Below are 10,954 nucleotides of genomic sequence, written 5' to 3'. Positions count from 1 at the left end.
TTTAAAGGACGGAAGCAGTCTGCGGCAGCTTCGGCTGGCGATACAGATCCAGCAGCACCTGATCCAGCACCGACGATGCACCAAACGGCGCTTTGTCGTTGAGGATCGCCACCACTGCCCAGGTGTTGCCGTTGACGTCGCGGCTGAAACCGGCAATCGCGCGCACGGTGTTCAGGGTGCCGGTCTTGACGTGGGCTTCGCCGCGCATGGCGGTGGTCTTCAGACGTTTACGCATGGTGCCGTCCGTGCCTGCAATCGGCAGCGAGCTGATGTATTCGGCGGCATACGGGCTGTGCCAAGCGGCCTGCAGCATGTTGGCCATCTCTCGGGCGCTGACCCGTTCGGCACGGGACAGGCCGGAACCGTTCTCCATCACCAGGTGCGGTGCGGTAATGCCTTTTTTCGCCAGCCACTGACGGACCACGCGCTGCGCTGCCCTGGCGTCGTCCCCGTCGGCGTCGTTGCGGAATTTCTGACCCAGGCTCAGGAACAGCTGCTGAGCCATGGTGTTGTTACTGTATTTGTTGATGTCGCGGATGATTTCCGCCAGATCCGGCGAGAATGCGCGAGCCAGCAGTTTGGCGTTGCTTGGGGTCGGCGCGAGACGATCCCGGCCCTGAATGCTGCCACCCAACTCCTTCCAGATCGCGCGAACGGCACCCGCGGTGTAAGTCGCGTGGTCGAGCAGCGACAGGTAGGTCTGCGAGCTGCAACCTTCACCCAACTGGCCGCCCACCGTCACGGTCACGCTGCCATCGGGTTGTGGCACCGGGTTGTAGCGCACGCCGCCAGTGCATTGCTTGGAAGGGAGAGCCTTGACCGTGTTTTCGATGCGGATGCTGGCGATCGGCGGTTCCACCGAGATCAACACTCGGCCACCGTCATTGCGGGCGACAAAGCGCAGGGCCTTGAGGTTGACCAGCAGCGAGTCGGGTTTGACCAGAAACGGCTTGTTCTCGTCATTGCCGTCATCGTTGAATTCCGGCAGTTGTGGCTGCACGAAGAAATTGCGGTCCAGCACCAGATCGCCAGTGATCTGTGTGACGCCATTGGCACGCAGATCGCGCATCAACAGCCAGAGTTTTTCCATGTTCAGCTTCGGGTCGCCGCCACCCTTGAGGTAGAGGTTACCGTTGAGGATGCCGCCGCTCAGGGTGCCATCGGTGTAGAACTCGGTTTTCCACTGGTGGTTGGGGCCGAGCATTTCCAGCGCTGCATAGGTGGTCACCAGTTTCATGGTCGAGGCCGGGTTGACCGATACATCGGCGTTGAACACGGTGGCTGTGCCCGGGCCGTCGAGCGGCACCATCACCAGTGAAAGGGCGTTAGGCTGCAGTTTGCTCGCCTTGAGGGCCTTTTCGACGTTGGGGGTGAGGGCGGTATTGACTGGGGCAGCAGAGACGGGCAGGGCCAGAGGAAGAAAAAGGCCGGCGAAAAACAGTGGACGCAACGATTTGATCATATGAAATAAAACCCTGCAAAAGAGGGGGAGAAAAACGAGGACATGGATGAAAAAGTCCTCAGTGGTCACGAAAGTGTCGGCATTATGCCCCAAGGTGTAACCGCTTGTGCCGTCCCCGGGGTGGCTAATCAGTGATTTTTTTACAGGCGGTCAGCCATAGTGTCCAGAGAGTCGGGCAAATGACGTCTTAAACTGGTAAAGTGCCGGCCGTTATTACTTAAGAGGATTGTTCCAATGGCGACTAACCGTTCCCAGCGTCTGCGCAAAAAACTGTGCGTTGATGAATTTCAAGAGCTGGGTTTCGAACTGAACCTGGACTTCAAAGAAGACTTGTCCGAAGAAGCCATTGACGCTTTCCTCGAAGCCTTCATCAAAGAAGCCATGGAAGCCAATGGTCTGGGTTATGTTGGCGGCGACGACTTCGGTCTGGTATGCCTGCAGAAGCGTGGCTCGGTCAACGAAGAGCAGCGCGCTGCTGTTGAAGCCTGGCTGAAAACCCGTAGCGAACTGACTGAAGCAACCGTCAGCCCGCTGCTGGACGTTTGGTATCCGGAAAAGCCGATCAACGCGGCTAAGTGATACTGAAAAAAACGGCGACCTGAGGGTCGCCGTTTTTTTTCGTGGATCAAAAGATCGCAGCCTTCGGCAGCTCCTACAGGATTTACACATAGCCCGTGTAGGAGCTGCCGAAGGCTGCGATCTTTTGATCTTACGCTTTACGCCAATTCAAAATCAGCAGCGTCACAACCCCCGCAACAATCCCCCAAAACGCCGAACCGATGGAAAACAGCGTCAGCCCCGATGCCGTCACCATAAACGTGATCAGCGCCGCTTCGCGTTCCTTCACTTCAGCCATCGCGATGCTCAAGCCATTGATGATCGAGCCAAACAGCGCCAGGGCGGCAATCGACAGCACCAGTTCCTTCGGCAGCGCGGCAAACAACGCCGCCAAAGTTGCGCCGAACACTCCGGCGATCCCGTAGAAAATCCCGCACCACACTGCTGCGGTGTAGCGTTTGTTGCGATCTTCATGGGCGTGCGGCCCGGTGCAGATTGCCGCGCTGATGGCGGCCAGGTTGATGCCGTGTGAACCGAACGGCGCCAGTAACAACGAAGCGATACCGGTGGTGGTGATCAGCGGCGAGGCCGGGACGGTGTAGCCGTCGGCGCGCAGCACGGCAATGCCGGGCATATTCTGCGAAGTCATGGCCACGACGAACAGCGGAATGCCGATGCTGATGGTGGCCGCCAACGAAAAGTGCGGCGTGGTCCACACCGGCGTTGCCACCTCCAGATGAAAACCGCTGAAGTCCAGCAGTCCCATGAAGCCCGACAGCGTGGTGCCGATCAGCAGTGCGGCGAGCACGGCATAGCGGGCCGACAGGCGTTTGACCAGCAGATAGGTGAAGAACATGCCCAGCACCAGGCCGGTGCGGTGTTGCGCGGCGACGAAGATTTCGCTGCCGATCTTGAACAGAATCCCCGCCAGCAAGGCTGCCGCCAGTGAGGCCGGGATCTTCTTCATCAACCGTTCAAAACTACCGGTCAGCCCGCAGATCGTCACCAGCACCGCGCAGGTAATGTAGGCCCCGATGGCTTCGCCGTAGCTCACGCCGCCAAGACTGGTGATCAACAGCGCCGCGCCGGGTGTCGACCAGGCAATGGTGATCGGCGTGCGATAGCGCAGTGACAAGCCGATCGAGCACACCGCCATGCCAATCGAAATCGCCCAGATCCACGAAGAAATCTGCCCGCTGGTCAGGCCCGCCGCTTGTCCGGCCTGGAACATCAGCACCAGGGAGCTGGTGTAACCGGTCATCATCGCAATGAAACCGGCGACGATGGCGGAAGGCGATGTGTCCGCGATGGGGCGTAGTTGCGTGTGCGTGGCGTCGTTCATGACGGCGGTGTTCCTTATATCGATGACATTATTTCGCTGTAGGAGCTGCCGAAGGCTGCGATCTTTTGATCTTGCTTCTACAAAACAACATCAAAAGATCGCAGCCTTCGGCAGCTCCTACATGAGCAGATCGCGTTTGGGCGGCGGATTCTGTGATGAAGCCTAAACTTAAAAGTAACGGATCGTTGCAATACAGCGGTGGTCACAAACAGCCGTACAGTCGTGTTGCCACCATTCATTGTGTACAATCGCGCTGTTTTTTACGCGATACTTGCCAGCGACCTACTGTGCCGTATTACAGTCACGGTCTATTCGCCGCAGTTCTCCCGACTCGAGTGCCCATGAACGAACAGTTGCAACCCCTCAAGAAACAACCGCGAGCAGGCAAAGCCGGCCGCAGCGGGACCCAGGACGATATTGTCTACGCGCACATCTTCGAGGCCATCCTCGAACAGCGTCTGGCGCCCGGCACCAAGTTGAGCGAAGAAGCGCTGGGGGAAATCTTTGGGGTCAGCCGCACCATCATTCGCCGTGCGCTGTCGCGTCTGGCCCATGAAGGTGTGGTGCTGTTGCGGCCGAACCGTGGCGCCGTCGTTGCCAGCCCGAGCGTGGAAGAAGCGCGTCAGGTGTTCATGGCCCGTCGCTTGGTCGAGCGCGCGATCACTGAACTGGCTGTGCTGCACGCCACCGCCGAACAGATCGCCGAATTGCGCCAAATGGTCAACGACGAGCGCGACAGCTTCTCGCGCGGTGATCGCGGCGCCGGTATTCGTCTGTCGGGTGAGTTCCACCTGAAACTGGCGGAAGCGGCGAAGAACGCGCCGCTGGTCAGCTTCCAGCGCAGCCTGGTCTCGCAGACCTCGCTGATCATCGCTCAGTATGAAAGCGGTAACCGCTCGCATTGTTCTTACGACGAACACACCCAACTGATCGACGCCATTGAAGCGCGTAACGGTGAGTTGGCGGTGGATCTGATGATGCATCACATGGATCACATCGACAGCAAACTCAATCTCGATGAGGAAGGCGCGTCGGATGATCTGCATGCAGTGTTCTCGCATTTGTTGCAGACCAAAAAGCCGGGACGTCCAGCGGCCAAGCTTTGAGCTGATACCGAGTCGGCCCCAATCGCTGGCAAGCCAGCTCCCACAGGTTTCTCGGTGTATCGCAGATTTGGTGAACCCCGCAAAACCCTGTGGGAGCTGGCTTGCCAGCGATAGCAATCTGACAGGCAAAAAAAATCCCCCGGACTGAAAAGTACCGGGGGATTTTTTTGTGCCTGTGAAAACTTAGCGCTGATGCACCAGCGCACCCGCCGCATAAGTCTGCGCCACCGTCCGGTCATCGCCCAGCGTCATCAACACAAACAACGTCTCGGCAATGTTATTCGCCTGTTTCAAGCGATAGCTCAGCAACGGCGTGGCGTTGTAATCCAGCACCAGGAAGTCAGCGTCGCTGCCCGGTTGCAGGTTGCCGATCTTGTCTTCCAGACGCAGCGCCCGCGCGCCACCCAGGGTCGCCAGATACAGCGACTTGAACGGACTCAGACGCGCGCCCTGCAACTGCATCACTTTGTAGGCTTCGTTCAGTGTTTGCAGCAAAGAGAAACTGGTGCCGCCGCCAACGTCAGTGCCCAGACCCACGTTCAACTTGTGCTTTTCGGCCATCGGCAGATTGAACAAGCCGCTGCCCAGGAAGAGGTTCGACGTCGGGCAGAACGAAACGGCCGAGCCGGTTTGCGCCAGCCGCGCACATTCGTCGTCGCACAGGTGCACGCCGTGGGCGAATACCGAGCGCTCGCCGAGCAGCTTGTAGTGATCGTAAACGTCCAGGTAGCCCTTGCGCTCCGGGAACAGTTCCTTGACCCACTCGATTTCCTTGAGGTTCTCGCTGATGTGGGTCTGCATGTACAGATCCGGGTATTCAGTCAGCAATTGCCCGGCGAGGGTCAGTTGCTCCGGGGTGCTGGTCGGCGCGAAACGCGGGGTGACCGCATAGTGCAGGCGACCCTTGCCGTGCCAGCGCTCGATCAGCGTCTTGCTCTCGACGTAGCTGGATTCAGCGGTGTCGGTGAGGTAGTCCGGCGCGTTGCGGTCCATCATCACTTTGCCGGCGATCATCCGCAGATCGAGTTTCTCGGCCGCTTCAAAGAATGAGTTCACCGACTGCGGATGAACGCTGCCGAACACCAGCGCCGTGGTGGTGCCGTTGCGCAGCAGTTCCTTGACGAAAATGTCAGCGACTTCATCGGCGTGCGCCTTGTCTCCGAACTGGCTTTCGCACGGGAAGGTGTAAGTGTTGAGCCAGTCGAGCAGTTGCTCGCCGTAGGCGCCGACCATGCCGGTTTGTGGCAGGTGGATGTGGGTGTCGATAAAGCCCGGAGTGATCAGGGCATCTTGATAATGGTTGATTTCGATGTCTGCCGGCAGCGTCGGCAGCAATTCGCTGGCGTGGCCGATGGCGCTGATCTTGCCGCCATCGACCACCAGCAGGCCGTCCTCGAAATATTCATAGGAGGCTTCGATACCGACTTCGGCGGGATCGGCAATGCTGTGCAGGATGGCGGCGCGGTAGGCTTTGCGAGTCAGAGGCATGAGGGTTCTCTAATCAGTTTGAGGCTTTGAGTTTGGTGGCCGGACTGCGGCGCGAAAGGGGCAGCAGTTTGGCAATCGGTTCGGCGCTGGCTGTGTGCTGGCCGAAATTGGCGTTATAGGTGGCGATGATTTCGCCGGCGATGGAGATGGCGATTTCCACGGGCAACTTGCCTTTGACTTCGCCAATACCCATCGGGCAGCGCATGCGTTGCACGACGCTGGCGTCGAAGCCGCGGTCACGCAGACGGTGTTCGAACTTGGCGCGTTTGGTCTTCGAGCCGATCAGGCCGAACCAGGTGAAATCGTTGCGCTTGAGGATGGCGGCGGTGAGTTCCAGATCCAATTGATGATTGTGGGTCATGACGATGCAATAACTGCCGGCGGGCAGGTCATCGATTTCATCCACAGGCTCTTCGGCGACGATTTTACGGACGCCGTGGGGAATCTGCGCGGGGAATTCTTCTTCCCGGGAATCGATCCAGCGCACCCGGCAGGGCAGGCTGGCGAGCAGCGGCACCAAGGCGCGACCGACATGGCCGGCGCCAAACACGGCGATCTGCGCCTGCACCTGACCCATCGGTTCGAACAGCAACACCGTGGCGCCACCGCAGCACTGACCCAGACTGGCACCGAGGCTGAAGCGCTCCAGATGAGTGTCTTGCTTGCCGCTGGCGAGCATCTCGCGGGCGATCTGCATGGCTTTGTATTCCAGGTGCCCGCCACCGATGGTGTCGAAGATCTGGCGGGCGCTGACGACCATTTTCGAGCCGGCATTGCGTGGCGTCGAGCCGAGCTCTTCGATGATCGTCACCAGCACACAGGGCTCGCCCTGGTTCTGCAGGTCGGCGAGGGCGTCGATCCAGTTGTACATATCCACCTCGACATCGTTGTTGTCTGTTCGGGCCTCATCGCTGGCAAGCCAGCGATGGCCGCGCCTCGGTCCTAGAGCGGAGCCAACTCGGTTTCAGCTTCGACGGCTTTCACAGCCTTAAGCTGACGCATCTGCTCACACCCCCACAACACCCGCTCCGGGGTCGCCGGGGCGTCGATCTTCGGCTGATGCTTGTAATCACCGAGGCTCGCCACCGCATCCTTGATCGCACACCACGCGGCAATGCCGAGCATGAACGGCGGCTCACCAACGGCCTTGGAGTGGAACACGGTGTCTTCCGGGTTCTTGCGGTTTTCTACCAGTTTCACTCGCAGATCCAGCGGCATGTCCGCCACCGCCGGGATCTTGTAACTGGCCGGGCCGTTGGTCATCAGCTTGCCCTTGTTGTTCCAGACCAGCTCTTCCATGGTCAGCCAGCCCATGCCCTGGACGAAGCCACCCTCAACCTGACCGATGTCGATGGACGGGTTCAGCGAAGCGCCGACGTCGTGGAGAATGTCGGTACGCAACATCTTGTATTCGCCGGTCAGGGTGTCGACGATCACTTCGCAGCACGCCGCGCCGAAGGCGAAATAATAGAACGGACGGCCACGGGCCTGGCTGCGGTCGTAGTAGATTTTCGGGGTCTTGTAGAACCCGGTGCTCGACAGCGACACCTGATTGAAATACGCCTGCTGGATCAGCGCTTCAAAGGTCAGGATGTGGTCGCGAACACGTACGTGGCCGTTATGGAATTCGACGTCTTCCTCGCTGACTTTGAAGTGCCGTGCGGCAAACTCAACCAAGCGTTGCTTGATGATCTCGGCGGCATTCTGGGCGGCTTTACCATTGAGGTCAGCGCCGCTGGAAGCAGCGGTCGGCGACGTGTTCGGCACCTTGTCGGTGTTAGTCGCGGTGATCTGCACGCGATCGATTTCGACCTGGAACACTTCGGCCACAACCTGCGCGACTTTGGTGTTCAGACCCTGACCCATTTCGGTGCCGCCATGGTTCAGGTGGATGCTGCCGTCGGTGTAGATGTGGATCAAGGCACCGGCCTGGTTCAAGAAACTCGCGGTGAAGGAAATACCGAATTTCACCGGGGTCAGCGCCAGGCCTTTTTTCAGGATCGGGCTGTTGGCGTTGTAGCGACGGATCGCTTCGCGGCGCTCGTAATACTGGCTGCTTTCTTCCAGTTCCGCGGTCATTTCCTCGAGCATGTTGTGCTCGACGGTCTGGTAGTAATGGGTGACGTTGCGCTCGGTCTTGCCGTAGTAGTTGGCCTTGCGCACCGCGAGTGGGTCTAGGTTCAGGTGACGGGCAATCGCGTCCATCACTTCTTCGATCGCGACCATCCCTTGCGGCCCGCCGAAGCCGCGATAAGCGGTGTTCGAGGCGGTGTTGGTCTTGCAGCGGTGACCGTTGATGGTCGCATCGCCCAGATAATAAGAGTTGTCCGAATGGAACATCGCGCGGTCGACAATCGACGCCGACAAATCCGGCGAGTAGCCGCAGTTGCCGGCCAGTTCCATGTTGATCCCGTGCAGGCGCCCGGTGCTGTCGAAGCCGACGTCGTATTCGACATAGAAAGGGTGACGCTTGCCGGTCATCAGCATGTCTTCGACGCGCGGCAGGCGCATTTTGGTCGGCTGGCCGGTGAGATGCGCAACCACTGCGCACAGGCACGCGGGGCTTGCCGCCTGAGTTTCCTTGCCACCGAAACCACCGCCCATGCGGCGCATGTCGACGACGATTTTGTTCATCGACACGTCGAGCACTTCAGCGACCAGTTTCTGCACTTCGGTCGGGTTCTGCGTCGAGCAGTAAACGATCATGCCGCCGTCTTCGGTCGGCATCACCGAGGAGATTTGCGTCTCCAGGTAGAAGTGTTCCTGACCGCCGATGTGCAGCGTGCCTTGAATGCGATGATCGGCCGTCGCCAGTGCGGAGACCGAATCGCCGCGCTGGTGAGTGTGGCTATCGAGGACGAAGTGGCGCTTGCGCAGCGCTTCGACCACATCCAGCACCGGCTCGAGGTCTTCGTATTCGATGATTGCGGCCATCGCAGCCTTGCGTGCAGTTTCCAGATCTTTCGCCGCCACGGCGAGCACCGGTTGCCCGACAAACTGCACGTCGTCGATGGCCAGCAGCGGATCGCCCGGCATCAATGGGCCGATGTCTTTCAGGCCCGGGACGTCTTCGTGGGTGATGGCGATGCGTACGCCTTCGAAGGCATAACAAGGCTTGGTATCGATGCTGATGATCTTCGCGTGAGCGCGGTCCGACAGGCGTGCGTACAGGTGCAGCTGATTGGGAAATTCCAGGCGATCATCGATGTACTGCGCTTCACCGGACACATGCTTGGCGGCGCTGTCGTGCTTGACGCTGCGGCCGACACCGGTGGTCAGGTCCTGGGCGAACAATTCGGCCAGCTCAGCCTGGGTCTTCTCTACGGCGTGATGGTTAGACATAAGCGGTCACCCGAGTCTCGATGTGCGGTGTTTGCAGTTCGATGAAGTATTTGCGCAGCAGGTTCTGCGCGCTGAGCAGGCGATATTCCTTGCTGGCGCGGAAGTCCGAGAGCGGCGTGAAGTCTTCGGCCAGGGCAGCGCAGGCGCGTTCGATCACAGCGTTGTTGAATGGCTGACCGAGCAAAACCGCTTCGCAATGCGCCGCACGTTTCGGGATCGCGGCCATGCCACCGAAGGCGACGCGAGCATCGCTGATGACACCGTTTTCGATGCGCAGATTGAACGCGGCGCAGACGGCGGAGATGTCGTCGTCCAGACGCTTCGAGACTTTGTAGGCGCGGAACAACTGCTCGGCGCTGGCACGCGGGACGATGATCTTCTCGATGAATTCGCTTTCCTGACGCGCAGTGACGCGGTAATCGATGAAGTAGTCTTCCAGGTTCAGGGTGCGCCGGGTTTCGCCTTTGCACAGCACGATCTGCGCGCCGAGGGCGATCAGCAGGGGCGGCGAGTCACCGATCGGCGAGGCGTTGCCGATGTTGCCGCCGAGGGTGCCCTGATTGCGGATTTGCAGGGAAGCGAAGCGATGCAGCAGTTCGCCGAAGTCCGGATACTCTGCGTTCAACGCTTCGTAGCAGTCGGAGAGGCTGGTGGCGGCGCCGATTTCGATGCGGTCATCGAAACTGTCGATGCGCTTCATTTCGGCGACGTTGCCGACGTAGATCATCACCGGCAGCGTGCGGTGGAACTGGGTGACTTCCAGCGCCAGGTCGGTGCCGCCCGCCAGCAGGCGTGCTTGTGGGTAAGCATCGTAGAGATCGGCCAGATCGGCGACGGTCAGCGGCACCAGGCAGCGCTTGTCGCCGCTGTTGAGTTCGCCGATATCGGTGGGGGCAATGGCTTTGAGGCGGGCGATGGTGTCCGCTTCGCGGGCGTCGAACTGATCCGGTTGCTTGGCGCAGCACGACTGCTCGGCAGCGGCCAGAATCGGCCGGTAGCCGGTGCAACGGCAGAGGTTGCCGGCCAGCGCTTCGTGGGCCTTGGCGTTATCCGGCGCATCGCTGTTCTTTTGCAGCGCGAACAGCGACATGACGAAACCGGGGGTGCAGAAACCGCACTGCGAACCGTGGCACTCGACCATGGCTTTCTGCACGCTGTGCAGTTCGCCTTTGTGCTTGAGGTCTTCAACGCTGATCAATTGCTTGCCGTGCAAGGACGAAACGAACGTCAGACACGAGTTGAGGCTGCGATAGCGAATATGTTCGCGGCCAGCGTCATCCGTCTGCAACTCGCCGACCACGACGGTGCAGGCGCCGCAGTCACCGCTGGCGCAACCTTCTTTGGTGCCGGATTTGCCGACGTGTTCACGCAGATAATTGAGCACAGTCAGATTCGGGTCCAGGGCGTGCTCGCTACGGAGTTCCTGGTTAAGTAAAAACTGGATCACGGAAGGCCTCGCAGACTCATTATTGTTGTTAAGCGACTTGAGCCGAATTTAGCAGCTCTGACTTTTCGGTCAATGGTTTTCTGACTTAAAGGTCAAGAAAATCCATTTCGTCGATCTACAACCTGTCTATTCAGTATTGACCCTCATCGAGTCCCCTGCCTTTTTGCGGGAATCGTGCCAAAAACCGCTGAGTGGGCACTCCGCCATGA

Annotated in this window: 8 protein-coding genes; 2 read left to right on the top strand and 6 right to left on the bottom strand. The window is 59.4% G+C overall.

The annotated features are described in order from the left end of the window. Position 1: 1 nt before the first annotated feature. Positions 2-1,462, bottom strand: a complete 1,461-nt coding sequence (dacB, locus tag ICA15_RS02280) for a D-alanyl-D-alanine carboxypeptidase/D-alanyl-D-alanine-endopeptidase (RefSeq protein WP_150601351.1) — start codon at positions 1,460-1,462, stop codon at positions 2-4. Positions 1,463-1,696: 234 nt separating this feature from the next. On the opposite strand from dacB, the gene ICA15_RS02275 reads away from it, so the two are divergent. Continuing rightward, positions 1,697-2,041 (top strand): YggL family protein, encoded by a 345-nt coding sequence (locus ICA15_RS02275; RefSeq protein WP_150601352.1) that lies wholly within the window; start codon positions 1,697-1,699, stop codon positions 2,039-2,041. 130 nt (positions 2,042-2,171) lie between these two features. On the opposite strand, the gene ICA15_RS02270 is transcribed toward ICA15_RS02275, so the two are convergent. Beyond that, a complete protein-coding gene (locus ICA15_RS02270) occupies positions 2,172-3,362 on the bottom strand; it encodes a benzoate/H(+) symporter BenE family transporter (RefSeq protein WP_210553599.1) in 1,191 nt (396 codons plus the stop codon). Between the two features lie 341 nt (positions 3,363-3,703). Between ICA15_RS02270 and ICA15_RS02265 the strand changes: the two genes are divergently transcribed. After that, positions 3,704-4,468, top strand: a complete 765-nt coding sequence (locus ICA15_RS02265; protein ID WP_042558515.1) for a GntR family transcriptional regulator — start codon at positions 3,704-3,706, stop codon at positions 4,466-4,468. A 183-nt stretch (positions 4,469-4,651) separates the two neighbouring features. Here ICA15_RS02265 and guaD read toward each other — a convergent pair whose 3' ends face one another. The 4 genes from guaD to xdhA all read right to left on the bottom strand — a co-directional run bounded on the left by guaD (position 4,652) and on the right by xdhA (position 10,745). Next, the gene (guaD, locus tag ICA15_RS02260; RefSeq protein WP_210553598.1) at positions 4,652-5,956 is read right to left on the bottom strand and encodes a guanine deaminase; all 1,305 of its coding nucleotides are present in this window, start codon (positions 5,954-5,956) and stop codon (positions 4,652-4,654) included. Positions 5,957-5,969: 13 nt separating this feature from the next. Then, a complete protein-coding gene (gene xdhC / locus ICA15_RS02255; RefSeq protein WP_150601355.1) occupies positions 5,970-6,827 on the bottom strand; it encodes a xanthine dehydrogenase accessory protein XdhC in 858 nt (285 codons plus the stop codon). Between the two features lie 71 nt (positions 6,828-6,898). After that, positions 6,899-9,298: a xanthine dehydrogenase molybdopterin binding subunit gene (gene xdhB / locus ICA15_RS02250; RefSeq protein WP_210553597.1), complete on the bottom strand. Its 2,400-nt coding sequence runs from the start codon at positions 9,296-9,298 to the stop codon at positions 6,899-6,901. Then, positions 9,291-10,745, bottom strand: a complete 1,455-nt coding sequence (gene xdhA, locus ICA15_RS02245; RefSeq protein ID WP_210553596.1) for a xanthine dehydrogenase small subunit — start codon at positions 10,743-10,745, stop codon at positions 9,291-9,293. Before xdhA ends, xdhB begins: the two co-directional genes overlap by 8 nt. Positions 10,746-10,954 lie beyond the last annotated feature (209 nt).

It is taken from the genome of Pseudomonas sp. P116 (assembly GCF_020149425.1).
Taxonomy (GTDB): Bacteria; Pseudomonadota; Gammaproteobacteria; order Pseudomonadales; family Pseudomonadaceae; genus Aquipseudomonas; species Aquipseudomonas anatoliensis.
Note: the sequence above shows the minus strand (reverse complement) of the source record. Positions and strands in the feature narration are given on the sequence as shown.

Coding starts and splice junctions, on each gene's coding strand:
- dacB (WP_150601351.1), bottom strand. CDS start 1,462: ATGATCAAATCGTTGCGTCCACTGTTTTTCGCCGGCCTTTTTCTTCCT.
- ICA15_RS02275 (WP_150601352.1), top strand. CDS start 1,697: ATGGCGACTAACCGTTCCCAGCGTCTGCGCAAAAAACTGTGCGTTGAT.
- ICA15_RS02270 (WP_210553599.1), bottom strand. CDS start 3,362: ATGAACGACGCCACGCACACGCAACTACGCCCCATCGCGGACACATCG.
- ICA15_RS02265 (WP_042558515.1), top strand. CDS start 3,704: ATGAACGAACAGTTGCAACCCCTCAAGAAACAACCGCGAGCAGGCAAA.
- guaD (WP_210553598.1), bottom strand. CDS start 5,956: ATGCCTCTGACTCGCAAAGCCTACCGCGCCGCCATCCTGCACAGCATT.
- xdhC (WP_150601355.1), bottom strand. CDS start 6,827: ATGTACAACTGGATCGACGCCCTCGCCGACCTGCAGAACCAGGGCGAG.
- xdhB (WP_210553597.1), bottom strand. CDS start 9,298: ATGTCTAACCATCACGCCGTAGAGAAGACCCAGGCTGAGCTGGCCGAA.